The organism is Cobetia sp. QF-1, from assembly GCF_002213105.1.
In the GTDB taxonomy this organism is placed as follows: domain Bacteria; phylum Pseudomonadota; class Gammaproteobacteria; order Pseudomonadales; family Halomonadaceae; genus Cobetia; species Cobetia crustatorum.
On the sequence record NZ_NBVS01000003.1, the window covers coordinates 187,379 to 213,319 of the forward strand.

The 25,941-nt window shown below is 60.2% G+C and carries 17 protein-coding genes; 3 read left to right on the forward strand and 14 right to left on the reverse strand.

The annotated features are described in order from the left end of the window. Positions 1-37 precede the first annotated feature (37 nt). Together CFN46_RS07245 and CFN46_RS07250 are read right to left on the reverse strand one after the other, a co-directional pair. Positions 38-3,055, reverse strand: a complete 3,018-nt coding sequence (locus tag CFN46_RS07245) for a molybdopterin-dependent oxidoreductase (RefSeq protein ID WP_088743239.1) — start codon at positions 3,053-3,055, stop codon at positions 38-40. A gap of 2 nt (positions 3,056-3,057) precedes the next feature. Beyond that, a complete protein-coding gene (locus CFN46_RS07250) occupies positions 3,058-4,821 on the reverse strand; it encodes an NADH-ubiquinone oxidoreductase-F iron-sulfur binding region domain-containing protein (protein ID WP_088743124.1) in 1,764 nt (587 codons plus the stop codon). Between the two features lie 392 nt (positions 4,822-5,213). Here CFN46_RS07250 and CFN46_RS07255 point away from each other — a divergent pair, with 392 nt between their 5' ends. Further along, positions 5,214-6,788, forward strand: coding sequence for a BCCT family transporter (locus CFN46_RS07255; protein ID WP_088743125.1), 1,575 nt, complete (start codon positions 5,214-5,216; stop codon positions 6,786-6,788). Between the two features lie 125 nt (positions 6,789-6,913). Here the strand turns inward: CFN46_RS07255 and CFN46_RS07260 are convergent, their stop codons facing one another. After that, the gene (locus CFN46_RS07260; RefSeq protein WP_024952042.1) at positions 6,914-7,306 is read right to left on the reverse strand and encodes a DUF4168 domain-containing protein; all 393 of its coding nucleotides are present in this window, start codon (positions 7,304-7,306) and stop codon (positions 6,914-6,916) included. 458 nt (positions 7,307-7,764) lie between these two features. Here CFN46_RS07260 and CFN46_RS07265 point away from each other — a divergent pair, with 458 nt between their 5' ends. After that, on the forward strand, positions 7,765-8,499 hold the full coding sequence (locus CFN46_RS07265; protein WP_088743126.1) for a DUF4174 domain-containing protein: 735 nt from the start codon (positions 7,765-7,767) through the stop codon (positions 8,497-8,499). Positions 8,500-8,638: 139 nt separating this feature from the next. Here CFN46_RS07265 and CFN46_RS07270 read toward each other — a convergent pair whose 3' ends face one another. From CFN46_RS07270 to CFN46_RS07315, 10 genes are all read right to left on the reverse strand, one after another. Then, positions 8,639-9,514, reverse strand: a complete 876-nt coding sequence (locus CFN46_RS07270) for an electron transfer flavoprotein subunit beta (RefSeq protein ID WP_088743127.1) — start codon at positions 9,512-9,514, stop codon at positions 8,639-8,641. A 47-nt stretch (positions 9,515-9,561) separates the two neighbouring features. Next, entirely contained in the window at positions 9,562-11,028 is a 1,467-nt protein-coding gene (locus CFN46_RS07275; protein WP_088743128.1) for an electron transfer flavoprotein subunit alpha/FixB family protein, read from the reverse strand. Further along, positions 11,025-13,232: a (Fe-S)-binding protein gene (locus CFN46_RS07280; protein WP_088743129.1), complete on the reverse strand. Its 2,208-nt coding sequence runs from the start codon at positions 13,230-13,232 to the stop codon at positions 11,025-11,027. The genes CFN46_RS07275 and CFN46_RS07280 overlap by 4 nt, the downstream gene beginning before the upstream one ends. Positions 13,233-13,267: 35 nt before the next feature. Further along, positions 13,268-15,346 (reverse strand): dimethylglycine demethylation protein DgcA, encoded by a 2,079-nt coding sequence (dgcA, locus tag CFN46_RS07285; protein WP_088743130.1) that lies wholly within the window; start codon positions 15,344-15,346, stop codon positions 13,268-13,270. Between the two features lie 221 nt (positions 15,347-15,567). Beyond that, entirely contained in the window at positions 15,568-16,104 is a 537-nt protein-coding gene (locus CFN46_RS07290; RefSeq protein ID WP_024952047.1) for a DUF5943 domain-containing protein, read from the reverse strand. A gap of 94 nt (positions 16,105-16,198) precedes the next feature. After that, positions 16,199-17,212: a dipeptidase gene (locus tag CFN46_RS07295; protein WP_051510892.1), complete on the reverse strand. Its 1,014-nt coding sequence runs from the start codon at positions 17,210-17,212 to the stop codon at positions 16,199-16,201. A gap of 393 nt (positions 17,213-17,605) precedes the next feature. Continuing rightward, positions 17,606-18,376, reverse strand: coding sequence for a monofunctional biosynthetic peptidoglycan transglycosylase (gene mtgA / locus CFN46_RS07300; RefSeq protein WP_051510894.1), 771 nt, complete (start codon positions 18,374-18,376; stop codon positions 17,606-17,608). 373 nt (positions 18,377-18,749) lie between these two features. After that, a complete protein-coding gene (locus CFN46_RS07305; protein ID WP_088743240.1) occupies positions 18,750-19,910 on the reverse strand; it encodes a GlxA family transcriptional regulator in 1,161 nt (386 codons plus the stop codon). 584 nt (positions 19,911-20,494) lie between these two features. Continuing rightward, positions 20,495-21,358: an S-formylglutathione hydrolase gene (fghA, locus tag CFN46_RS07310; protein ID WP_088743131.1), complete on the reverse strand. Its 864-nt coding sequence runs from the start codon at positions 21,356-21,358 to the stop codon at positions 20,495-20,497. A 59-nt stretch (positions 21,359-21,417) separates the two neighbouring features. Next, on the reverse strand, positions 21,418-22,527 hold the full coding sequence (locus CFN46_RS07315) for an S-(hydroxymethyl)glutathione dehydrogenase/class III alcohol dehydrogenase (protein WP_088743132.1): 1,110 nt from the start codon (positions 22,525-22,527) through the stop codon (positions 21,418-21,420). A gap of 169 nt (positions 22,528-22,696) precedes the next feature. Here CFN46_RS07315 and CFN46_RS07320 point away from each other — a divergent pair, with 169 nt between their 5' ends. Continuing rightward, a complete protein-coding gene (locus CFN46_RS07320) occupies positions 22,697-23,590 on the forward strand; it encodes a LysR family transcriptional regulator (RefSeq protein WP_024952053.1) in 894 nt (297 codons plus the stop codon). A 122-nt stretch (positions 23,591-23,712) separates the two neighbouring features. Here CFN46_RS07320 and CFN46_RS07325 read toward each other — a convergent pair whose 3' ends face one another. Beyond that, complete coding sequence (locus CFN46_RS07325; RefSeq protein WP_246116454.1) at positions 23,713-25,182, reverse strand: NCS1 family nucleobase:cation symporter-1; 1,470 nt, start codon at positions 25,180-25,182, stop codon at positions 23,713-23,715. Between the last annotated feature and the right edge of the window lie 759 nt (positions 25,183-25,941).

Consider the following 25,941-nt stretch of genomic DNA (forward strand, 5'->3'; position numbering starts at 1 on the left):
CAACTTGCGTATCACACAGCGTCAGTGACATGTGAATTCACGCCGTTGCGACCGGCGGTGACTCCGGCATCGCAGAGGCTTTCGGCTTTGTCAGATAGCAGGCGGCATACTTGAACTCGGGAATCTTGCCAACCGGGTCCAGTGCGGGATTGGTCAACAGATTGGCCGCCGCTTCGGCGTAGCAGAATGGTACGAATACCATCCCCGCTGGCGTCAGCGGATCAGCACGCGTCGCAAGCGTGATCTGACCGCGCCGCGTAGTGATGCTAAGCGGCTCACCGGCAGCAATGCCCAACCGCTCAAGCTCAACCGGATTGAGCGTCGCGACCGCAGATGGCTCAAGGTTGTCCAGCACCCGTGCACGACGCGTCATAGAGCCGGTATGCCAATGCTCCAACTGACGGCCCGTCGTCAACACTGTTGGATAGTCGGCATCCAGTGTTTCATCCGGCGGCGTGGGCCAGGTCGGCACGAAGCGGGCCCGACCGCTGGCGCGCGGGAAGCCCTCGCCGAACACCACATCCTCCCCTTCTCCATCCGGCGTCAGACAGGGATAGGTCACCGACCCTTCGTGAGAAATACGTGCCCAGTCGATGTTATCGAGCGAATCCATGCCCTGCTGCATCTCGGCATAGATCTCTTCAGGCCCAGCGTAATGCCACTCAAGTCCCATGTGACACGCAATCTGCTGCGTGATCCACCAGTCCGGTTTCGCCTCACCCGGTGCCTGCAACGCCGCACGCCCTCGCTGTACCTGGCGATTGGTATTGGTAACGCTGCCGTCCTTCTCCGGCCAGGCATACGACGGCAGGATGACATCGGCGAATTGGGCTGTCTCGGTGACGAAGATGTCCTGCACCACGAGGTGCTCAAGCTGTGCCAGTGCACTGCGCGCGTGATCAAGATCAGGATCCGACATCGCCGGATTCTCACCAAGAATGTACATGCCGCGAATCTGACCGGCATGAATGGCGTGCATGATTTCCACCACCGTCAGGCCTGGCGTAGCGGATAGCGGCGCCTCCCACAGCGCTTCCAGTCGCTCGCGCGCTGCCACATCGCCGACCGGCTGATAATCAGGGAAGACCATCGGAATCATGCCGGCATCCGAAGCGCCCTGAACGTTGTTCTGACCGCGCAACGGGTGCAGGCCAGTACCCTCGCGACCGACATGACCACAGGCCAGCGCCAGTGCAATCAGGCAACGTGCGTTGTCAGTGCCGTGAGTGTGCTGCGAGATACCCATGCCCCAGAAGATCATCGCGCGCTTGGCCGTTGCATACTCGCGGGCCACGGCGCGAATTTCTTCGGGAGCCACACCGCACAATGGTGACATTGCCTCGGGTGTCAGTGCGTCAACATGCTCGGCCAGCGCCGCGAAGTCCTCGGTGTGGGCCGCGATATAGTCCTGATCCGCCAGCCCTTCACTGACGATGACATTGAGCATCGCATTGAACAACGCCACGTCAGCCCCCGGCGTGAACTGTACCGAGCGATGCGCATGGTGACGCAGTGCCAGCCCACGCGGATCGATCACCACGATACGGGTTCCGCGCTTGGCGGCGCGCTTGAAAAAGGTTGCCGCGACCGGATGGTTGACGCCGGGATTGCAGCCGGTCAGTACGATCAGATCCGATTGTTCAGCCTGCATGAAGGAGGCGCTGACGCCACCGGAACCGACACCTTCCATCAGCGCTGCCACCGAGCTTGCATGGCACAGCCGTGTGCAGTGATCGACATGGTTGGAGCCAAAGCCAGTACGTACCAGCTTCTGGAACAGCCACGCCTCTTCATTGGTGCACTTGGCGCTGCCGAAGCCCGCCAGGCTATCGGGGCCATGCGCTCGCTTGAGGCTCATGAGTCCCTGGGCCGCGACTTCGAGGGCCTCATCCCAGCTGGCCTCACGGAAGTGGCTCAGCGGATGCGCGGGATCAAAAGTCGGGTCCAGCCCCTTGGGCACGCCAGCGCGTCGAATCAGCGGCCGGATCAGACGCTCCGGATGGCGCGGATAATCGAAGCCGAAACGACCCTTGACGCATAGCCGCCCGCGGTTGGACGGCCCATCGCGACCACTGACGGCGATGATGTTGTCCAATCGCGGGTCTTGCGACGCAGCGCCATGATGTTGCTTGACTTGCCCCGAGGCTAGCGATTGAGACTGCGCATCCGCCAACGTCGCACCCGACTGCCCTTCTTCGAACAGCACCTCGCCAGTACCACGACTGACCTGGTATTCCAGCTGGCAGCCCACACCGCAATAGGGACAGACCGAGGCGATCTTGTCATCCACGGCGGCGCTATCGCCATGCCCCTGCGCATCGACCTGCACCGCTGGCATCAATGCCCCCGTCGGACATGCCTGAACGCACTCGCCGCAGGCCACGCAGGTGCTGTCGCCCATCGGATCTTCGAGGTCGAACACGATACGGGTGTTGCTGCCGCGTCCCGCCAGGCCGATCACATCATTGACCTGCACCTCACGACAGGCGCGTACGCACAGGCCACAGCTGATGCAGGCGTCATGATTGACCGCCATCGCGGTATGCGAGTGGTCATGAGCATTGACGGTCGACGGCAACCATTCCTCTGCCGTTGCTCCCAGCAATGTGCTGACCTTCTCGCGTGCGCCTCCCAGAGTCTCGCGGGCACGCCCGACATCGACACCCAGCTGCGCGGCAGTCGCCATGAAGTGACTGCTGACATCAGGGTTCACCTGCTCTGCCGGCATGTCCGCGGCCAACATCTCGACCACCATCGCGCGGGCCGCACCGGCTCGCTCAGAGCTGGCGCTGCGCACCACCATGCCTGGGCGCGCTTCTCGAATGCAGCTGGCCGCCAGCGTACGCTCGCCTTCTATCTCGACCATGCAGGCGCGGCAGTTGCCATCAGCGCGATAGTCCAGCGCCTCGCTGTAGCACAGGTGCGGGATGATCTCGCCGCTGCGCTGAGCGATCTTCCATAGCGTTTCACCGGGCCAGACGGTGATGTCCACGCCATCCAGTGTGATCGTGAAGCCGTCATCACGTGCCTGATCGGCGCAGTCTTTCGCTGGCATGTTCATGCGTCACCTCTCATCGCAGCAGGCGCACCGGTTGAGGCGATCAGCTGTACGCCGCGCGCCGCAAGCTCCCCTCGGAAATCCTTGAGTAGTCCCAACACCGGATTCGGTGCCGCTTGCCCCAGCCCACAGATGGAGGCGTCTACCATCACCTGCGAGAGCCGCGTCAAGAGCGTCTCGTCCCACTGATCGCTGCTGAGCGCTGCCAGCATCTGCTGAGTGCCGACCCGACACGGTGTGCACTGGCCGCAGGACTCATCCATGAAGAAGGTCATCAGATTGCGTGCCGCCGCGACCAGATCGTCCTGATCCGACAGCACCATCACCGCCGCCGAGCCGATGAAGCAGCCATGCGCCTGCAAGGTGTCGAAATCCAGCGGAATATCGGCCTTGCTGGCCGGCAGAATTCCGCCGGAAGCCCCGCCGGGCAGATACGCCAACAGACGGTGTCCTGCTGCCATGCCGCCACCGTATTCCTCGACCAACTCATTGAGCGTGATACCGGCCGGTGCCAGATACATGCCCGGCCGCATGACGCGACCTGACAGCGAAAAGCTTCTCAGCCCCTGGCGTCCATGCCGGCCAACATTGACGTAGCTCTCGATGCCTTCGCGATGCAGCCGCGCGATCCAGTAGACCGTCTCGACGTTGTTGACCAGCGTCGGCCGTCCGAACAGACCGCACTGCGCCACGAAGGGCGGACGCTGCCGAGGCTTGCCCGGCTTGCCTTCCAGCGACTCGATCAGTGCCGATTCCTCGCCACAGATATAGGCGCCAGCGCCGCGGCGTAGATGGATGAAACCGGACGCGACGACGCCTGCCACTTCCAGCTCCGTAATGCATTCACGCAGCGCAAGACCCAGCGTCGGATACTCATCACGCAGATAAATGTAGAGCCCTTCGGCGTCGATGACGTGTGCGCTGGCCAGTGCACCTTCCAGGAAGGTGTGCGGTTCTCGCTCCAGATGGTAGCGGTCCTTGAAGGTGCCAGGCTCGCCTTCATCCGCATTGATCACGCAGTAGCGCGGCCCCGCCTCGGCACGCACGAAGCCCCACTTGCGGAAGGTCGGAAAGCCAGCACCTCCGAGTCCACGCAGCCCCGCCTGCTCGATCATCTTCGCCAGATCATCAATGGCCACCTCGCCCGCCCTGAGCGCGTCGAGCAGGCCATAGCCCCCCATCGCGCGATACGCCTCCAGACTTGGATAGTCGAGGCTCGTGGCGGGATCTGCATGTACATGTCCTGCTGCAATCGCGGCCTTGACGCCCGCGACGCTTGCCTGACCAAGATGGTAATGGCCGACCTCAGCCACCGGCGCACTATCACAACGCCCCATGCAGGGTGCACGCACCACACGCACTTCAGCAGGATCGAGTCCCTCGGCAAGCCCGGCACGGAGTGTCTCGGCACCTGCCAGCTGACAGGACAACGAATCACAGACACGTACCGTCAGCGCCGCCGGCGGCGTTTCGCCATCCCGCACCAACGTGAAGTGGGCATAGAAGGTTGCCGTCTCGTAGACCTCTGCCATCGGCAGACGCATCCACTCGGCAAGTGCACGCAAATGACGCAGCGCCAGATAGCCCACATGGTCATTGAGGTCATGTAGATATTCGAGCAACAGGTCACGCTGCGGCGGGCTATCGGCCAGCAGTTGCTGTATCTCGGCCAGCGCCTCGGATTCAACAGGGCGACCGCGCAGCTGACTGCGCGAACGGCGACGACCGGCTACAGCCGGCGGGGGAGTGATCACTGACGTCATGGCGGCACCGCATCGTTGTTTTAATAGTGGTGATGCAAGGAGGCTGCAGTCGTGGCGACTGCATTAGTCACGTAAGCGTCGATTGGCTCGGGCATGCAAGGCCACTGTCCAGCAGGACCGTGGCCTGTCAGGTAACAGACCCGAAAGCGTAGTAACGCCGACATTCCTCACTGTAGATTGCAATTTACAAAGCACACACTGATGCAGCAACCGCATCAAAGCCTGAAAGCGCTTCTGTGTCAGCCACGACTACGCAGGTGTCGTACCCAGCTAACTTGCCACAGGAAATGACTCTCACAATCAGACTGCCAGACTCTTCGCCTGATGGCGGCCGACCCTGTCGGAACCCCTCCAGGATGACAGCGCGACCAATAACAACATGAGGTATCCACATGTCATCGAATCCGTATGACACGGACTACGAGATCGGCCAGGACAATGTCCAGGTCATGGGTCTTGATGTTCACAACCCTGTCTTCGCGATCAGTGCCGTACTGATTGTCGGCTTCATCCTGTTTGCCATTCTCTTTCCGGGACAGGCAGAAACGGCACTTGGCGGCGCCAAGGCATGGTCGATCAACTACGGTGATTGGCTGTTCATGATCGCAGGCAACCTCTTCGTGCTGTTCTGCCTGCTGCTGGTCATCCATCCGGTCGGCAAGCTGCGCCTCGGGGGTCAGAAAGCCAAACCGGAGTTCTCCACTCACTCATGGTTCGCGATGCTGTTCGCCGCGGGCATGGGGATCGGGCTGATGTTCTGGAGCGTCGCCGAACCGGTGGCCTATTACACCGATTGGTACGGCACACCACTAAACGTCGCGCCCCGTACCCCAGAAGGGGCACGCGCTGCCCTTGGCGCCACCATGTATCACTGGGGCCTGCATCCGTGGGCAATCTATGCCGTGGTCGGACTATCGCTGGCGTTCTTCACCTACAACAAGGGCCTGCCGCTGACCATCCGCTCGGCGTTCTATCCGATTCTGGGTGAGCGCACCTGGGGATGGATGGGGCATATCATCGATATCCTGGCCGTGCTGGCGACCATCTTCGGCCTGGCAACGTCCCTGGGGCTAGGGTCGGCGCAGGCGGCTTCCGGACTGGATTATCTATTCGGCATCGGCGACGGCCTGCCGACCCAGATCGCGATCATCATTCTGGTCACATTGATCGCGATCTACTCGGTGAGTCGCGGACTGGACGGCGGCGTGAAGTTACTTTCCAACATCAACATGGTCATTGCTGCCGTGTTGATCGCCTTTGTCATCGCGGTAGGCCCGACACTCGCCATCTTCAAGGGCATCGGCACCACGGCACTCAGCTATGTCGAGTACATCCTGCCACTCTCCAACTGGATCGATCGTCCTGACGAAAGCTGGTTCCACGGCTGGACCGTCTTCTATTGGGCCTGGTGGATATCCTGGTCTCCGTTCGTCGGCATGTTCATCGCACGCGTCTCGCGCGGCCGTACCGTGCGTGAATTCGTGATCGCGGTTCTGCTGGTGCCCACCCTTGTCACCATCCTGTGGATGTCAGTGTTCGGGGGTACCGCACTTGAGCAGGCGGTCAATGGCGTCGGTTCACTGGCTGGTGGCATCGATTCCGTGTCGCTTGCGATGTTCCAGATGCTCGACAACCTACCGCTCTCGGGCGTGACCTCCTTCATCGCCATCATTCTGGTACTGGTGTTCTTCGTCACCTCTTCAGATTCCGGATCATTGGTGATCGACTCCATCACCGCCGGTGGCAAGGTAGATGCTCCCATTAGTCAGCGCGTGTTCTGGGCTGCGATGGAAGGTCTGATTGCCGGTGCACTGCTCTATGGTGGCGGTAGTGCTGCCCTCGGATCACTGCAGGCAGGTGCCATCGCGACCGGATTACCCTTCACGCTGGTACTACTGGTGATGTGCTACTCACTGTTCCGTGGTCTGCTGTGGGAGAAGCAGGAGCTAAGCCTCAACGCCAATTGAGGCGTGAACGCGCAAGTCTCATGCCTTTATAAATAACGTTTCATAAAGCACGGACAAAAAAATGCCGCCCCCGGTAACCGGGGGCGGCATTTTCAGTAGGTGACCCGAACGTCACCCCTACTGGATCAGGAGTTTTCCTGAGCCAGCTTCTGCACCTTCTTCATCAGCGTCGGATCGTTCTGAACCGCCTGGCCGATGGAATTGAAGGTGGCAACTTCCAGACCGGAGTCTTCTACCGCACCGACCATCTCATCATTGGCTTCCTGACGGACGCTCTGCTTGGCAGTTTCGTCGTCGGCCTTCTGAAGCTTGCCGGCGAAGTCTTGAGAGATGCGAGCGATTTCCTGAGAGGCAGCAGCGAACTGTTCCAGCTGCGCATCAGAGAAGTCACTGGCCTGAGCCTGTGTTGCCTGTGCAGGTGCCTGACCCTGAGCCGGTGCGTCAGCAGCGAACGCCGGTGCCGACATCATGCCCGCAGAAATCAGGGCAGCCGTCATGTATGCAGTCATCCGTTTCATTGCAGCCTCCAGTCATTGATCGTCAATAAGTGATTACCCTAACTCAGACGGAAGCCTCGGCCGGATGTTCAATTTTTCATGTAAAGCTTTGAAATCACTTTGAATCATTCGCGATACATTCGTCGCATTAAAGCAACGCAAAATACGCGAGGCCGCTCATGGCAGGGGTTTCAAAACCTGTATACCCATACAAAGACATTCGTTTTTCTGCCGAACTTTCTGCCAAATTTTCTTCATGCCGCTCGTGAAACTGCTGCAAAACGACGCTGATATCTCTCCACGCCTTCACTTTCACATGATATATAGCCCAGCCAAGTACCACACAAACCGCGCACTGATGGGCAGCAAACTCCCGCAGACTGACATAGGCTTACGATAGACCCATGCCACACGACACCTCGTATCCTTGTGCACCTGAATGCATCTCCTAACAACATCGCCGCTGTCGGAGGACTGATATGTCCGCACACACTCTTTCCTCACCACTCTCTTTGCTCGGCTTCTCATCTTTCCTGTCATCTCCGCCAGCATCGCGGCATGCAGGAACACTGCTCTTCTCCAGCCTGCTGGCCATGCTGCTGCTCATCAGTCCTCAGGCCCACGCGATCAGCTTGCTGGATTCAGACGCTGACCTGAATGCCCCCACCGAAACCTCAGCCGGCGCGCCGCCACCGCCGTCACCTCCCGAGACGGTAGTGACGACCACTACGGCTGCCAATGTCGATCCGGCCGCCAACCCTCTGCTCGGTGAAACCTGGAACCGCCGCTCACTGGTGCTGGTCGCGCCAGACGAGCAGGACCGTGATCTGCAGCGCCAGAGAGATGAGCTACGCGCCACGCGCGGCGAGTTGCAGCAACGTGATGTAATGCTCTATAGCCTGATGGGCACACGCGTTATCCACGATGGCGTGCCGATGAGCTTCGAGGAGGTTCGCGCCCTGCGTGATGCCATGCAGCTGCGCGAAGGCGCGCCCTTTACCGTCATCCTGATGGGCAAGGACGGCGGCAAGAAGATGCAGCAGGAGGGTTTCGTCTCACCGGACCAGATCTACCAGGTGATCGATAACATGCCGATGCGCCAGCGGGAATCCAGCCAGAACTCTCGCGCTGCATCACCGTCACAAGCTACGGAAGAACACAGCGCGCCCGAGCCATTGAGCGATGAAGACTGGCAGTGGCAGAAAAGCGAGTAGACAGAGCCGGTAGATCAAGCGGAAATCAATGGCACCTTAAACAAAAAGCCCCTGACAGCGAAGATGCTGTCAGGGGCTTTCTATCTTCTGCAGATATGCCTTGCTGTAGCGCAGCGAGCGCTGAAAGTTGCCCAGCGCCTTAACGTACAACGCCTTCCTCACGGAGCAACTTGAGAATCTCGCCAGCCCCTTCTTCGGCACTCACGCCTTCCAGACGCTTGCCACCGCCACCTTCGGCTTTAGCAGCGGCGGCCTTGAAACGGTCACGCGCATTGGTGGCCTTGATGCGCTTGAGGCGCTTGGGTCGTTTACGCGCTGGTGTTATGGCGAAAGCTTCGGCCACGCTATCGTGCGCAGCGCCCCCAGTCTCGACCCTGACCAGTGACCCGCGCCGTGCCTGCCCGAAGGCCGATTGACGCGCAGCCGGCGCGGCGCTATCCACACTGACCAGCGCAGGTAGCCGCACTCTGAGTCGACGGCGCTGGCCACGCGGCAATGCCTGCAACGCTGTCAGATGCTCACCATCACAACTCTCGATCTCGACCAGTCCTTCGACCAGCGGCCAGCCGAGACTCTCCGCCAACAGATGTGGGAGTAAACCGCTCCCCTCACCTGTCTCGCTCTGGCCACCGCACACCACCAGCTGCGGGGCCCCCTCACGCAGTCGTGCCGCGAGCAACGGCCACACGTCGACGACTCGCTCGGCGGCTTTATCTTGCAAGGCGCGAGGCGTGACCAGCGTCAGCGCCTCCAGCCCCATGCCCAGATAACCACGCAGTGCCACGTCCTGCTCGCTCCCCGTCATGATCTCTTCGCCACTGGCGTGCCAGGCACTTACGCTCACCTGCCCCTCGGGCTGTTGACGTGACAGGGTCAAGCACAGCTCCAGCGCGCGCGCATCCTGCTCGGCACGCCGCAGGCGCCCTGACACCGGATGCTGACCCAGTGACACCAGACTGACGACCTTGAGCGCAGCAGACTGACCGAGTGCAGCAGACTGATTGACTGAATTCATGCGTTTCTCCTTACCCTCCTGACCACCTCAGGCAGTCCCGGGCAATATCAGGCTGCGTTGGCCGCAAGCGATGCCGATGTGACGGAAGAAGCCGCTGATGCGGTACCTGACGCCAGTGCATCAACCTGATCAGCATCCGACAATGGTCCGCGTGCTGCCTCAAGCTGCTGACACAGGCTTGCCAGAATCGCCTCGGCATCCCCGATCACCGATAGGTCGGCGCGTTTGACCATGTCACAGCCACCGTCGAGATTGATCGCCACCACCTTGTCGCAGCGCTGAATGCCCTGCAGATGCTGGATGGCGCCTGAGATACCCACCGCCACATAGACACGTGCCGTTACCCAGGTACCGGTCGCGCCCACCTGACGTACGCGCGGCATGAAGCCGTCATCGACTGCCACGCGCGAGGCGCCTTCGGTCGCGCCGAGCACCTGCGCGGCATGATGGAAGCCATCCCAGTCACGAATACCGTTGCCCGCCGAGAGAATGAATTCGGCCTCGCCTAGCGCGATGGCGGAAGGATCGACCGCTACCGGCCCCAGGTCTTCGATCAATGGCGACGATATGACGGCGCTGCCATCGTTGGCCGCTGTGCGTTCTTCATCCTCCAGCATCAGCGGCATTGCCGCATGGCGCACATCCTCGACCGGTTCGGCGCATTCAGCCTCACAGAGCAGAATACGCGTCAGCGGGCGCGTCAGATCCTGTTGACCATTGCCGCTACGGCCAGTGACGGAGAGCTGTTCACACTCACCACGTCCCACCGCTGCCAGATCACCATCGAGCTGATAGACATTGCCGCTGGGGCGCGCCGAAGCATCACCCTTGCACAGCAGCCGCGCACCGAGTCGACGTCCCCGCTCACCACCGCCAGTACGCGACTCCGGCAACAGCCATAGCCGTGGTGACAGCTCACCATCAATGGCTTCCAGTTCCGCCAGCTGCGTGAGCGGCGCGTAGCCGTCATGCAGCGTGTCACTGAAGTGCATCCAGCGATCAACCCCTGCCGCGCCGAGTCCTGCTGAATCAGACTCATCCCCACCATCGCGCAGCGTGCCGAAGGTAACGGCAAGTACCGCGCCCTGATGGGCGGGGTCGGCATCGGCAATCTGGCGCGCCAGGCCAAGCACATCGCGGTCGTGGCTCGAAATCCGACCACTGGTCATGTCCGGCACCACCGCGATCAGGAAGGCGGGAGATTCGATCTCGATCAGCGGCAGGACGATTGCCTTGACCGCAACCGCTGAATTTCCAGCGCCCGCCGCGGCAGGCCCGGTGCGCCCACTGCGATCGAAACGCTTGCGCCCATTGGTGGCGATGAAGTGCCCGACATGCGGATTGCGGCGCATCACGCCCTTCGGTCCAAGCCAGCGCTCCTGAGGGCCAACGGCTCCCTTGCCGAGCGCCATCAAGGCAGTGAGATGCTCAGGATGCAGGCGATTGCGCGCCTGCTGCTCCAGGCGCGGATTACGCCGCGGTAGAGCTGAGTGTTCGTCACGATGAGTGGTCATGCCGCCACCTCCGTATCCGCCTGAGGTATCATCGATGCCTTGGGGTCACTGGACGAAGGTCCCGTCAGCACCAGTGCACGCGCCATCAGTTCCGCCAGATCCAGCACCTGGGGTTCGGCTTCACCAGCCGGCGCCACCACACCTTCCAGCATCGCGGTGCACTGCGGGCAGCCCACCGCAACCACCTCGGCGCCCGTCTCACGTACATCGCCCATGCGCATGTCCGGAATCCGCTGCTTGCCGGGAATGTCCGTCACCGGTGCCCCGCCGCCGCCGCCGCAACAGCGTGAACGAGACCCGGAACGCTCCATCTCGCGCACTTCCAGCCCCAATGCTGCCAGCAGTGTGCGCGGTGCTTCGAATTCGCCGTTGTAACGCCCTAGATAACAGGGATCGTGCCAGGTGACGGAACCTAGGTGGGTCAGCTTGCCGCCATCCAGATTCAGACGGCCGGCCGCCAGTAGCTCGTTCATGTAGCTGGTGTGGTGATTGACGAGATAGTCGCCCCCGAAGGCCGCGTATTCGCGCCCCAGCACGTGGAAGCTGTGCGGATCACAAGTGATGATGCGCGCGAAGCGATAGTGCGACAGTGTCTCGATGTTGCGCTTGGCCAGCGACTGGAAAGTGGCCTCATCACCCAGACGGCGTGCGACATCTCCGCTGTCACGCTCCTCGGCACCGAGGATGGCGAAGTCGACCTTGGCCGCGCGCAGTACTTGCACGAAGGTACGCAGCGTGCGCTGATTGCGCATGTCGAAGGCACCATCGCCCAGCCACAGCAGCGCTTCCACCGGACGCGGATCACGCGCCGCTTCCCGTGCCGCCTGCACCTCGGCGATACGCGGCAGGTTCAGGTCTGCCGCCCAATGCAGACGCGCCTCGAGCGCGAAGCCGCCCGGGTTGTCAGTGGCGATCAGATTGTCGAGCACCTCGACGCCCTTGCCCGGTGTCGCGCCGTGCTCCAGCGTCATGTGACGACGCATGTCGACGATGGCATCGACGTGCTCGATCATCATCGGGCACTCCTCGACACAGGCACGACAGGTGGTGCAGGCCCACAGGGTTTCTGGCTCGACCAGCACCTTGAATTCGTGGATCAGCTTGTCAGAGTCACTTTTCGCCCCAGAAGCATCCTGCGCCGCCTTGATCTGGATCGGTCCGGAAGACGCTGCCTGACCTGCCGGCCGAGCATACGGCGATGCCCCGACGATCTCCTGCTGCGGGCCGCCGCCATGCTGACCGACAGCGCGCTTCGGCTCGTCGCCCGGATAGGGAGAACCGGCGTAGGCGGCGTCACTGCCCCCCGCCATGCCGACCACCATGTCCTGGATCAGCTTCTTGGGATTGAGTGGCTGACCGGCCGCGAAGGCCGGGCATACCGCTTCACAACGCCCGCACTGCACACAGGCATCGAAGCCCAGCAGCTGACGCCAGTTGAAGTCGGAAGGCTTGCCGACGCCCAGCGGTGCCTCGGGATTGGAAAGATCCAGCGGCAGCAGGGCGCTGTCGCGAATGCCGGCGCTGTCACGGGTGCTGAAACGTGCCGGGCGCCGGTGGAAGGCCAGATGCAATGCACCAGCGAAGGCATGCTTCATCGGGCCAGCCGTGCGTGAACCGCCACCGGTCATGCTGACGACCATCTCCCACAGCCCCCAGGCAATGCCGGCAATCAGCACCAGCCCGACGATGCCACCGGAGATCATGCCGCCGACACCTTCCGGCAGCACCAGTGACAGACTCATCACGAACAGGCTGGCCGAAAACACCAACAGGCTCTTGGGCAGACGCATCCACGGGCCACGCGACAGGCGTGCCGGTGGATCGAGGCGACGGCGACGCACGAACAGCGCGCCACCGAACATCGCGCCGCTGGCCAGCAGCAACAGCCCCCCCAGCCAGGCGGAGTCGATGCCGAAGCCGTAGACCACTACCATCAGCAGCGCCGCCGCCACGAAGCCACCGCCAGTGGCGACATGAGTGTTGGCCATGTAGCGATCCCGCGCGACCACGTGGTGCAGATCCACCCCATAGCGGCGCGGTATCTTCGCAAGGCTTGCGATCAGCTCACCCACACTCATCGACGTGGCATCCGCCCGCCCCTGCCGCCACATGCCGATACGCTTGACCGCGCCGATGGCGGCCAGCGCCAAGGCGGCAAAGATCAACACCGACAAGACGGTTTCTCTCAAGACTGTTTCATTCATGGTCAAACCTCCCACCTACGTGTCAGACGACGCGATCAAAAATCCTTGCACAGGCGTAGGGCGTCGTAGATGGCGGCGTGGGTGTTGCGCGGTGCATTGCAGTCGCCGAGACGGAACAGCAGGTAGTCGTCACCGTCAGTGGCTTGGCTCAAGCACGGCTGCGGGGTGATCGCGTAAAGCGCCTCAACGTCGATCTGGCCCTTGTTGAGCGCGCCTTCCTTGAAGGCGTAGTACAGCGCTTCATCGGGGCGCACGCCGTTCTCGACCACAATCTGATCGACGACGCGTTCTTCCAAGGTGCCGGTGTATTCGTTCTCGAGTACCGCCACCAGCCCATCGCCTTCGCGGTAGACCTCATGCAGCACCATGTCGGAGGTCATCACCACTTCCTTGGCGTACAGGCTGCGGTAATAGGTCGGGAAGGTCGTGCCACCCACGGCGGCGCCAGGCTTGATGTCGTCAGTGACGATCTCGACCTTGGCGCCCTTGTCAGATAGATAGTCGGCTACCGACACGCCAGAGAATTCGCAGATGCTGTCGTAGATCAGCACATTGCTGCCCGGTGCGACATTTCCATCGAGGACATCCCACGAGGAGACGATCAGGCTCTTGGCCGGATCTTCGTCATAGCCCCAGGACGCGAACTGGTCCATGAACGGACGTCCGCCGACCGAGAGAATCACCACGTCAGCGCGCAGGTCGCGGATGGTCGCTTCATCGGCACGCGTGCCGAGACGCAAATCGACCTTCAGGCGTGCAAGTTCCAGCTGATACCAGCGCGTAATGCCAGCGATCTGATCCCGCTGCGGTGCCTTGGACGCTGTGGTGATCTGGCCACCCAGCTCTTCCTTCGCCTCGAACAGCGTCACAGCATGGCCACGCTCGGCACATACGCGGGCCGCTTCCATGCCTGCTGGGCCACCGCCGACGATGACGACCTTGCGCGTGGCACCGGTGGTCTTCTCTATCTCGTGCGGCAGGCCCATGTATTCCCGCGAGGTGGCGGCATTCTGGATGCACAGCACGTCGAGGCCCTGATACTGACGATCGATGCAGTAGTTGGCACCGACGCACTGCTTGATCTGGTCGAGCTGGCCCATCTTGATCTTGGCGATGATATGCGGATCAGCGATGTGTGCGCGGGTCATGCCGACCATGTCGACATAGCCGCCTTCCAGGATGCGCTCGGCCTGATTGGGGTCCTTGATGTTCTGGGCGTGGATCACCGGAATCGACACGACTTCCTTGATGCCAGAGGCCAGATGCAGGAAGGGTTCCGGCGGGTAGGACATGTTGGGAATGACGTTGGCGAGGCTGTTGTGGGTATCACAGCCGGAGCCGATCACGCCGAAGAAATCGAGCAGGCCCGTGGCGTCGTAATAGGCTGCGATCTGCTTCATGTCATCGTGAGACAGGCCATCAGGATGGAATTCATCGCCACAGATGCGCATGCCGACCACGAAGTCGTCACCGACCTCGGCACGCACCGCCTTGAGCACTTCGATACCGAATTTCATGCGGCCCTCAAACGTACCGCCCCACTCATCGGTGCGCTTGTTGACGCGCGGGCTCCAGAACTGGTCGATCAGGTGCTGGTGCACGGCGGACAGCTCGACGCCGTCCAGGCCGCCTTCTTTCGCGCGGCGGGCGGCCTGAGCGAAATCGGCGATGATACGCTGGATCTCTTCCACTTCTATAGTCTTGCAAGTGGAGCGGTGAACTGGCTCACGGATGCCGGACGGCGACACCAGCGAGGTCCAATCAAAACCGTCCCAACGTGAGCGACGGCCCATATGGGTGATCTGGATCATGATCTTGCCACCATGCTTGTGCACGGCATCGGCCAGATTCTGGAAATGCGGAATGATGCGGTCAGTCGACAGATTGACGGAGCTCCACCAGCCCTGCGGGCTATCGATGGAGACCACCGAGGAGCCGCCACAGATGCACAGGCCACAGCCCCCCTTGGCCTTCTCTTCGTAGTAGCGCACGTAGCGCTCGGTGGTCATGCCGCCATCGGTGGCATACACCTCGGCATGGGCGGTACTGACGACGCGGTTGCGGATGGTCAGCTTGCCGATCTCGATCGGCTGGAAGAGTGCGTCGAATGCCATGGTGAAAGCTCCTCGCCGGGGGGAATGCCGCCTTCTGCAAGGACGCCTGACTCTCCATCAGCAAGGAATGAGTCAGGCGTCATGCCTGTCAGGGAAGGCGACACTCAGGCGTTACGTTATCGTTATGGATGATGTCCGCGAATAGCCGTGCAGAAGCGGATGATGCGAGATGTCGTGATGAAACGTGATGAGATGCCGCAAGAGTGGCTGATGTGAAAACGTCACACTGTTCCGGGAGCGACCTCGAAATACCCGACATCACAGCCTTCCTCACCACCGCTCTGGGTCTGGACGGCGACGGTGCGCCGCTCACTGCCGCGTGCGGCCAGAATCTGGTCCATCGCACCCGCAAACCAGCCGGTGAACATGTACTCAAGCTTGGTGCCGGTCTTGCCCTGCTGATAGACGAAGCAGGAGTGTTCAAGACGCACCTTGCAGGTCCCTGACTCGAGATCGATCTCTTCAGTGATGAACAGGCCCCAGCCGCGCTGCGACAGACGCTTCATGTAATGCTCGAAGACTTCCACGCCGACCAGGCCATGCAGTTCGGCTTCCTTCTCGCACCAGTGCCAGGCGCTCTTGTAGCCGGCGTGGTAGAGAATCTCGGCATACTTCTCTGCGCCCAGCGCCTCTTCCACCGCGACATGATTGTTGATAAAGAAGTGGCGCGGCACATACAGCATCGGCAGTGCATCGGACGTCCAGACGCCAGTCTCGCTATCCACTTCGATCGGCAGTTCAGGGGCCATCTTGCTCATATCGGTATCCTCACTAGGGGTCAGAAAAGGGGGATGTAAAAGGAAGCACTGAAAGAGAGAAAGAGAGAAAGAGAAAAAGAAGAGGGAATAAGGCTCAGCCGCCCCAGACGTTTTCCAACGTACGCAGCCAGTTCTCACCCATGATCTTGCGCACCTGCTGCTCGCTCATGCCGCGACGCAGGAGTGCCTCAGTCAGGTTGGGGAACTCACCGATGGTGCGGATACCTTCCGGATTGACGATCTTGCCGAAGCTGGTAAGACGACGGGCATAACCCTTGTCGTGCGTCAGCCACTCAAAGAAGTCCTGACCGTGGCCCTGGGTGAAATCGGTACCGATACCAATGGCATCTTCACCGACCAGGTTCATCACGTACTCGATGGCCTCGACGTAGTCGTCGACCGTGGCGTTGACGCCGGCCTTGAGGAAGGGAGTGAACATGGTGACGCCGACAAACCCGCCGTGCTCGGCGATGAAGCGCAGTTCGGCATCGGACTTGTTGCGCGGGTGATCCTTGAGACCGGAGGGCGCGCAATGGGAATAGCAGACAGGGACTTTCGATTCGAGGATGACTTCCTCGGAGGTCTTGGAGCCGACGTGGGAAAGGTCACACATCACGCCGACGCGATTCATCTCGGCGACCATCTCGCGCCCGAAGCCGGACAGGCCGCCATCACGCTCGTAACAGCCGGTACCGACCAGATTCTGGGTGTTGTAGCACATCTGCACGATGCCTACGCCGAGCTGCTTGAAGACATCGACATAGCCGATCTGGTCTTCATAGGCATTGGCATTCTGGAAGCCATAGATGATGCCGGTCTTGCCTTCGGCCTTGGCGGTACGAATGTCCGCGGCCGTGCGCACCGGAATCACCAGATCACTGCTCTCTGCAATCAGCTGGTTGCTCTTGACGATGTTGTTGACGGTCGCCTGGAAGCCTTCCCATACCGAGACGGTGCAGTTGGCTGCGGTTAGGCCACCCTTGCGCATGTCCTCGAACAGCTCGCGCTGCCACTTGGCAATCACCAGACCGTCGATGACGATACTGTCATCGTGAATGGCGCGGGCCGCATCGGACCCGCCGAAGGGAGAAGTGGTTAAGTCAGACATCGTGGCACTCCGGCGCTGGGCAGGCGGATCAGAAAGTCAGGTCACTGCCCGTACCCGGCGGACAGGGCCTCCGGAATCACACGATGACCGGCAGACTCCGCCAGCATAGTCCTGCCCTCTTCACCTCCTGACGCCAGATGCGACGCGCGGCTGTCGGATCACGTCACGACTGTCGTTCTTGTCTCGTGTTTGTCTAGTTTCCCCTCATACCGACGCATTCATCACCGCCTCACCCTGGCTCCAGAAGCGACAACGCCCTGCCCTCGGTGACTCGCAGGAATGCGAGAACGAAGGCAGGGCGTTGTCGTTGTTCGATCAGGGCTTTCAGATCAACCCTTCACGTCAGCGCTTCATGTGAAGTCATCAATTCAACGTTTCAGGCTAGATCATGGGCTAGCGCGCAGGCGACAGCTCCTTGAGAGATGGCAGCAGTTCCCAGCTCAACCAGCCACGCGGCTGGTCCAGGCGCTTGAGATAGCCCATGCCGAGGTTGTTCATCTGACGACGTGTCCAGCTGGCGCGACGCTGGATATAGGCCGACGGCTTACCGGCATTGAAACGGATCGGGTTAGGTAGCACCGCCGCCAGCAGACTGGCCTGATAGGCCGAAAGACTCGCCGCATCGGTATTGAAATGATGCTGAGCAGCTGCCTCGACCCCGAACACGCCCGGCCCCCATTCCGCGACATTCAGATAGACCTCAAGGATGCGTTCCTTGGGCCAGATCACTTCGATCAGAATGGTGAACCATACCTCCAACCCCTTGCGTACCCAGCTACGCCCGTTCCATAGAAAAACGTTCTTGGCTGTCTGCTGGCTGATGGTGCTGGCACCACGCAGCCGCTCCCCCGCCAGACGCGCATCAATCGCCTTGACGATCTGGTCGACATCGAAGCCATAGTGATCAGGGAATTTCTGGTCTTCCGACGCAATCACCGCCAGCCGCGCATTATTGGAGATATGACTGGCTGACACCCAGTCATGCTGCAAGGCCACAGGCTGGCCCGAGAACATGGCATAGCTCCACTTCTCGACCATCACCATCGACAGCGGCAACGGCATGAAACGCAGCAATACGACGATGCCGACACAGGCCACCATCCAGCAGCCCGTGATCTTGAGCACCCATAGCATCAGCCAGCGCAGGCGTTCCATGGGTCGCATGGATATGGCCGCCGGCGTCCGACGTATTGCCCCGCGCCGTGCACCTGCCGATTGGTCGCTGTTGTTTGTCTGTCCTCGAGCCATCCCTCGCCATCCCCTGTCGCGCGTGTCATCACGCGTCCTTGTCATTAACACTTGCCGAGATCAACGCCTGCCATCATCAGCACTTGTCGTCGTGAATGCTCAGTATGGCGTACGACGAGCCGAGCGAGTGTACCAGAGGCAGACCCATCATCTGGAAACGACAACGCCCCGACCACAAAGGGACGAGGCGTTGGGATTACGATTCAGCCTGCGCGGCTGGTCTTCACGACTGGTCTTCACGACTTAGCCTGCACAGCTCAGTTTGCGTAGTGCGGCCAGCTGCGCATGATCAGATCCGCACGCTGGCGTAGGTCGGCTCTCCGCGCGCATTGGCCAGCGCCAGGATGGCTGACGAGACCGGCGCCTCGTTGGCGACATGCAGTGAAGACTTGCCAATCGCAGAGTGCAGCAGCCCCTCAAGGCTGGTAATACCTGACAGACGATGATCACCATCGGCACGGCATGCCGTTTCCATGACGCTCGTGCCGCGCTCACTACCCAGTCGCTCGTCGCGTGGCGGCATCCCGAAGTACTCGCGGTAGCATTTGGAGAAGTGCGGCGTAGAGACGAAACCACAGGCTGAGGCCACCTCGATGATCGACAGCGCCGTCTGCTTGAGCAGCTGGCGGGCGCGCGTCAGGCGCAGCTTGAGGTAGTAGCGCGACGGCGAGCAGTGCAGATAGCGCTGAAAGAGGCGTTCCAGTTGGCGGCGCGAAACATCCACATAGTGGGCCAGTTCATCGAGACCAATCGGCTCTTCCAGATTGGCCTCCATCAGCGCGACGATTTCCAGCAACTTGGGCTGGGTCGTGCCCAGCACATGCTTGAGCGGCACGCGCTGCTGGTCCTGCTCACCACGTACGCGATCACAGATGAACATTTCGGAGATACCGGCAGCCAGTTCACGGCCATGCTCACGCCCGATCATGGTCAGCATCATGTCCATTGGTGCAGTTCCCCCAGAGGCGGTGGCACGCTCCTGGTCTATGGAGAACAGCCGCGTGGTCAGCGGCACGCGCGGGAAGGCCTCCTGCATGGCCGCCAGACACTCCCAGTGGATGCTGGTCTCATGGCCTTCGAGCAGTCCCGCCTGTGCCAGTGCCCAACTGCCGGTGCACACCGCACCGAGACGGCGACCGCTACGTGCCTGCGCCTGCAGCCAGCTGATGTGCGGACGCTGCACCGCACGCTGAATGCCGACACCGCCACAGACGATTGCCATGTCCAGCGGTGGGCAGAACTCGGTGGAGATATCCGGGGTCACCTGCAACCCATCGCTGGCACGCACGGGCGCACCTTCGAGCGTCAAGGTGTACCAGCGATACAGCTCACGCCCCGCCAACTGATTGGCCATGCGCAGTGGCTCGACCGCCGACGCCAGCGAAATGAGTGTAAAGCTGTCGAGCAACAAGAAGCCGATGGTCTGAGGCTGACGGGCGTCCGATGCCATGCCGGACTGAGAACGGTTATATGCGCTGTCGAAGCGGCCACTGGTCAGTGCCATGGGGGGAACTCCTTCTTCTAATCTGCCTGAGTTGCAGACCGGAGCATCAAGTGCTCTCGCCCAAACTACTGGTGCCTTCGGGGGTCTGCGATATTGTCATTATTGGCACTCAGCAGGGAACTGACTTGATGACGGGGCAGTTCCAGCAGCGGCGACGATCATTATCAGAACGCACTCTCGAGATTAAGATACGACCTCAAGCGATTCGATAACGTCAGGGGTGTCGCAATTCACTGCTTGGACGTCGTGCGTTGTCCACCTCTCGACAGTAAACCATCGGCTATCCGACACGCAGTCTTTAAATCGCCGCTGTGCAGCAAATCATCGTTGCCGTACAGCACAGAATAACGGTGTGATTGGCTACTGTTCTCGCAGCATAAATTTTGCTCGTGATTAGGCTATTTCACGCCTTCCTGTCACAAAAAAGTGACAGGCCCCTCTCCGGTGATACCGAAGCGGGGCCTGTCGTTTTCATCTTTCACGCATTTTCTATCGTAGTGCTCTCTCGCTCTCTACTCACGCAGCATCTCTTACAGGAGATGCTTGGCATGGTAGGCCAGATGCTCCTCGATGAAGCTGGCCATGAAGAAGTAGCTGTGGTCGTAGCCGGGATGGCGACGCAGGATCAGCGGATGACCGTGCTCAGCACATACGGCTTCGAGACGCTCAGGCATCAGCTCATTGTCGAGGAACTGATCATTCTCGCCCTGATCAATGAAGAGCTCCTGACGTGAAGCGCCGCTCTCACGCGACCGCTTCACCAGCTCACAACTATCCCACTGTGCCCACTGGGCGCGGTCATCGCCCAGATAGCCCGAAAAGGCCTTCTCGCCCCACGGGCAGGCGGACGGATTGACGATCGGTGCAAAGGCCGACACCGAGCGATAACGGCCCGGGTTCTTCAGTGCACAGATCAGCGCCCCGTGACCGCCCATCGAGTGACCGGAGATGGACTCGCGTTCACCATCCACCGGGAAGTGACGCTTGACCAGCGCGGGCAGCTCCTCGGTAACGTAGTCGTACATGCGATAATGGCGCGCCCACGGTTCACGGGTGGCATTGACGTAGAAGCCGGCACCGCTGCCGAAGTCATAACTCTCGTCTTCGCCGGGCAGGTCCACGCCACGCGGACTGGTGTCCGGACAGATCAGCGTAATGCCCAGCTCGGCGGCCATGCGCTGAGCACCGGCCTTCTGCATGAAGTTCTCGTCGGTGCAGGTCAGCCCCGACAGCCACCACAGCATCGGCACCGGGCCTTGTTCGGCCTGCGGCGGCAGATAGATGGCAAACACCATATCGCAGTCCAGGCTGCCACTACGGTGACGGTAACGCTTGAGCCAGCCGCCATGCACCTTGTTGGCACTGACCAGCTCGAGTTGTTCGGTCGCGGTCATCGTACTCTCCTTTCTGATAGCGCCGTTTTCATGGTTCACAGCACGAGAAACGTCAAAAATCAGAAGCTGAGGACGGTACGGATCGACTTGCCTTCATGCAGCAGGTCGAAGGCATCATTGATCTTCTCGAACGGCATCTGGTGCGTGACGAAGTCGTCCAGATTGATCGCGCCATTCATGTAACGATCGACATAACCCGGAAGCTCGGTGCGGCCCTTGACGCCACCGAAGGCGGAGCCTTTCCAGACTCGCCCGGTCACCAGCTGGAACGGACGGGTGGATATCTCTTCGCCAGCACCGGCCACGCCGATGATGATGGATTCACCCCAGCCCTTGTGAGCGCACTCAAGCGCGGCGCGCATGACGTTGACGTTACCGATGCACTCGAAGGAGTAGTCGACGCCGCCATCAGTCATCTCGACGATGGCTTCCTGCACCGGCACGGACAGCTTGCTCGGGTTGACGAAGTCGGTGGCACCGAACTTGCGCGCCAGATCGAACTTGTCTTCGTTGAGGTCGATGGCAATGATGCGTGAGGCCTTGGCCATCACCGCGCCCTGAATCGCAGCCAGGCCAATGGCACCGAGGCCGAAGATGGCGACAGTCGCGCCCGGCTCGACCTTGGCGGTATTCATGACCGCGCCGATACCCGTAGTGACACCACAGCCCAGCAGGCAGATCTTGTCCAGCGGTGCTTGCTTGGAGACCTTGGCCAGTGAGACTTCCGACACCACGGTGTATTCAGAGAAGGTAGAAGTGCCCATGTAGTGGTGCAGCATCTTGCCGTCCAGCGAGAAGCGCGAGGTTCCGTCCGGCATCAGGCCACGGCCCTGAGTCGCACGCACGGCGCTGCACAGGTTGGTCTTGCCGGAGAGGCAGAACTTGCACTTGCCGCACTCAGCGGTATAGAGCGGAATGACATGGTCGCCCGGCACCAGGCTCGTCACACCCTCACCCACTTCCTCGACAATGCCCGCACCTTCGTGACCTAGCACGGAAGGAAACAGACCTTCGGGATCCGCACCCGACAGGGTGAAGGCATCAGTGTGGCAAACGGCAGTATTGACGATGCGCACCAATACTTCGCCAGCCTTCGGCCCATCGACATCAATCTCGACCAGTTCCAGCGGCTTGCCGGCTTCCAGCGCAATCGCAGCACGTGATTTCATCAATATCTCCTAGAGAGCAACAATAACGGTAAACTGACCGTCATCAGCTCAGGACAATAGAGTGTGACGGCTTGGCATGGCCCACAGTCTACGCTGTCAGCATGGCCGGATTAAGTCGCCAACACTCAGATGATTATTGCCATACAACAACAGTGACCAAGGAGCGGGCATGCAGCGCTGGGACCGAATCGAAGCCTTTGTGGAAGTCGTCAGAATCGGTTCATTTTCCGGTGCGGCCCGTCATCTCGGGGTCTCCAGCTCACATGTCAGTCGACTTATCAGCCAGCTGGAAGCTCAGCTCGACACTCAGCTGCTCTATCGGACGACGCGCCAGACGCGCCTGACCGATGCTGGACAGGTCTATTACGAGCACTGCCACCATCTCTTTGACGGTTTTCGCGCCGCAGAACAAGCCATCGGTGACTTCCATGCTCGCCCCAGCGGGGTGCTTAAACTGACCAGCGCCACCACCTTTGGTGAGCGTTATGTGGCACCACTGGTCAATGACTTTCAGCTCAAGCATCCCCAGCTTGAGGTACAGATGCACTTCACCAACCGTCCGGTGGAGCTGATCGATGAAGGCTACGATGTCGCCATTCGCATGGGCGTGCTCAAGGATTCCTCGCTGATCGCGCGGCGGCTGGTCGATCGGCGCGAGTACGTGATCGCCTCGCATGACTATTTCCAGCGCGCGCCGCGCCCGCATACGCTGGCCGAGCTTTCCAGCCATCGTTGCCTGGCGGGCTCCAAGCGTGAGTGGCTGTTCGAGGTCGAGGGACAACGTCGCGAGGTACGTATCAGTGGCAGCTGGCAGGCCAATTCAGGGCCAGCGCTACTGGATGCGGCGCTCAAGGGCCTCGGCCTGGCCCAGCTGCCTGATTACTATGTGGCCCCTCATCTCGCGAGTGGCGAGCTGATTGCAGTGCTCGACGACTATCAGGTACGCGACACTGGCGTGTGGATCGTTTATCCCCGCCATCGCCATCTGTCGCCCAAGGTGCGTCAGTTCGTCGACTTCATGGTCGAGCGCTTTGAAGGCCGTACCTCTGCGCTGCCGAGCTGACTGAACAGAGCTGAGCCTGACCTGCCAGCAAAGATACGGGGCTGCCAAATCGGCAGCCCCGTATCTTCTTTTACCGCCTCCACCTGGTCATGACTTCGATTCAATACGCCCTCGGCCTCGAGTCAATATGCCCTTGGACTACCGGCTGCCGGCAGCACCACCGATGGCGCCTTGTCCAACAGCTTGCTGGAAACAAAATAGACCAGCGCGCCCAGCAACGACCCCGTGAACCAGCCGTAGTCGTAGAACCAGGACAGCGCAGGTTGCGAGAAGCTGATCATCGTCAGGCCCACCGGTACGAAGAAGGCGATGAAACCCGCCGGATTGAAGGCCGGATAGGTACCGCCATCCAGATACAACGCCGGCAAATCAAAGGATTGGCGACGGATCACGAAGTAGTCGACGATCATGATGCCGGCGATGGGGCCCAGCAGACTCGAATAGCCCAGCAACCAGTTGGAATAGAGACTCTCGAGACTGACATCCGACTCGATCCAGCCCATCTTCTTGATCAGCTCGAAGCCCATCAGCAGTACGCCGACCAGACCGGTGAGCAGCACGCCACGCGTCTGATTGATGAACTTGGGGGCGATGTTCTGGAAGTCATTGGTCGGCGAGACGATATTGGCGGCGGTGTTGGTCGATAGCGTCGCGATGATGATCAGCACCATGGCGATAGCGACCCAGCCCGGACTATCGATACGTCCGATCAGGTTGACCGGATCCGAGATGGTTTCGCCAACCAGCGAACTGGAAGCCGCCGTCAGCACCACACCCAAGGCCGCGAAGAAGAACATCGTCAGTGGCAGACCGATGATCTGACCGACGATCTGGTCCTTCTGGCTCTTGGCATAGCGACTGAAGTCAGGAATGTTGAGTGACAACGTGGCCCAGAAACCGACCATCGCGGTCAGACCGGCCATGAAGTAACTCGCCACACCATCGCCCTCAGGACGATTGGGCGGCTGAGCCAGCAGCTCGCTGATCGAAGTATGCGGCAGTGCCCACACCATCAGGCCCACCCCCACCGCCAGCAGCAGAGGTGCGGAAAGTGTCTCCAACCACTTGATGGATTCCGCGCCACGAATCACCACGAACAGGTTGAGCGCCCAGAACACGAAGAAGCCGATCACCTCACCGACACCACCCAGTGCCTTCCAGTCTGCCGAGAGACTCGAGAGCAGCAGATGAATCGCCAGCCCGCCGAACATCGTCTGGATACCGAACCAACCACACGCGACCACCGCACGAATCATGCATGGCACGTTGGAGCCGATGATGCCGAACGATGAGCGCAGCACCACGGGGAAGGGAATACCGAAGCGGGTACCGGGAAAGGCGTTGAGGGTCAGCGGAATCAACACCACGATATTGGCGACCAGAATTGTCACTAGCGCCTCGCTGACACTCAGCCCGAAGTAGGCCGTCAGCACGCCACCGAGCGTATAGGTCGGTACGCAGATCGACATGCCGACCCACAGGGCAGCGATATTCCAGCGCGACCAGGTTCGCTCGGCACTCTTGGTCGGCGCGATATCTTCGTTATAACGCGGACTGGCGGCAACATCTTCTGCCACTACCAGCTCGATCATCTCCTCGTTGCTCCGCACCATGTGCGAGCGCGTCTGTGTCGGGGCCATGAGTCCTCACCTGTTTCAGCTGTTGTTATTGTTGGTAACGCGTGACAGTGCTTCGTGATGCCCTCTGCATGCCTCCCTACTTTCCCTACTTTCTCTACTTTCCTTACTTTCCTCAATTGCCCTCACTGCCGCTTTCATCACTTTAGTCAGGCAAATGTCATGCCGCAGCATTGATTAACGCCCATAAATCAATCCTGTCCAGACAGACAGCTTGTGAGATTTATCCAAGGTTACGACCATTGGATGGGCTTGTGATGTCATGTTGTTAGTCAGGCAACACTCGTCAGTATGGTCAGGTTCTATTGCGGTGCAAGGCGCGTTATTTATACACCTCAATAAACCAACTCAACTCATTGAAAATAGAGTGATTTTTATTAATACCACATGAGGTGCATGCTTTTAAAAATGGCACCATAATGGTGAAAACAAGCGTCACAAAAATAAAAACACTTTTATATTCAACTAGTTAACTATCATTAAATTTAATTCCTTTATCGTCTTGCCGTTCCTCTAAACACTGACTAATGTTCAGTAAGCTGACTGACAAGACAGGATTATTAATCGAGAATCATTCCTGAAAAGTGCGTGGATATTTCCTGTACGTTGCGCCAGATCAACCCACGAATATGTCCGTTATCTTCTGAGTAAAAGACTCATGGAAGTGAAGTAAATACAACAACAACCCGGCGCTTGAGCGCCCGATGAGGAAGA

Bases quoted from the DNA above. Each gene is read 5' to 3' on its own strand.
- CFN46_RS07250 (WP_088743124.1), bottom strand. From the start codon at position 4,821: ATGACGTCAGTGATCACTCCCCCGCCGGCTGTAGCCGGTCGTCGCCGT.
- CFN46_RS07320 (WP_024952053.1), top strand. From the start codon at position 22,697: ATGCAGCGCTGGGACCGAATCGAAGCCTTTGTGGAAGTCGTCAGAATC.
- CFN46_RS07280 (WP_088743129.1), bottom strand. From the start codon at position 13,232: ATGAATGAAACAGTCTTGAGAGAAACCGTCTTGTCGGTGTTGATCTTT.
- CFN46_RS07245 (WP_088743239.1), bottom strand. From the start codon at position 3,055: ATGCCAGCGAAAGACTGCGCCGATCAGGCACGTGATGACGGCTTCACG.
- CFN46_RS07255 (WP_088743125.1), top strand. From the start codon at position 5,214: ATGTCATCGAATCCGTATGACACGGACTACGAGATCGGCCAGGACAAT.
- CFN46_RS07315 (WP_088743132.1), bottom strand. From the start codon at position 22,527: ATGAAATCACGTGCTGCGATTGCGCTGGAAGCCGGCAAGCCGCTGGAA.
- CFN46_RS07290 (WP_024952047.1), bottom strand. From the start codon at position 16,104: ATGAGCAAGATGGCCCCTGAACTGCCGATCGAAGTGGATAGCGAGACT.
- CFN46_RS07295 (WP_051510892.1), bottom strand. From the start codon at position 17,212: ATGTCTGACTTAACCACTTCTCCCTTCGGCGGGTCCGATGCGGCCCGC.
- CFN46_RS07275 (WP_088743128.1), bottom strand. From the start codon at position 11,028: ATGACCACTCATCGTGACGAACACTCAGCTCTACCGCGGCGTAATCCG.
- mtgA (WP_051510894.1), bottom strand. From the start codon at position 18,376: ATGCGACCCATGGAACGCCTGCGCTGGCTGATGCTATGGGTGCTCAAG.
- fghA (WP_088743131.1), bottom strand. From the start codon at position 21,358: ATGACCGCGACCGAACAACTCGAGCTGGTCAGTGCCAACAAGGTGCAT.
- CFN46_RS07260 (WP_024952042.1), bottom strand. From the start codon at position 7,306: ATGAAACGGATGACTGCATACATGACGGCTGCCCTGATTTCTGCGGGC.
- CFN46_RS07325 (WP_246116454.1), bottom strand. From the start codon at position 25,182: ATGATCGAGCTGGTAGTGGCAGAAGATGTTGCCGCCAGTCCGCGTTAT.
- CFN46_RS07265 (WP_088743126.1), top strand. From the start codon at position 7,765: ATGTCCGCACACACTCTTTCCTCACCACTCTCTTTGCTCGGCTTCTCA.
- CFN46_RS07270 (WP_088743127.1), bottom strand. From the start codon at position 9,514: ATGAATTCAGTCAATCAGTCTGCTGCACTCGGTCAGTCTGCTGCGCTC.
- dgcA (WP_088743130.1), bottom strand. From the start codon at position 15,346: ATGGCATTCGACGCACTCTTCCAGCCGATCGAGATCGGCAAGCTGACC.
- CFN46_RS07305 (WP_088743240.1), bottom strand. From the start codon at position 19,910: ATGGCATCGGACGCCCGTCAGCCTCAGACCATCGGCTTCTTGTTGCTC.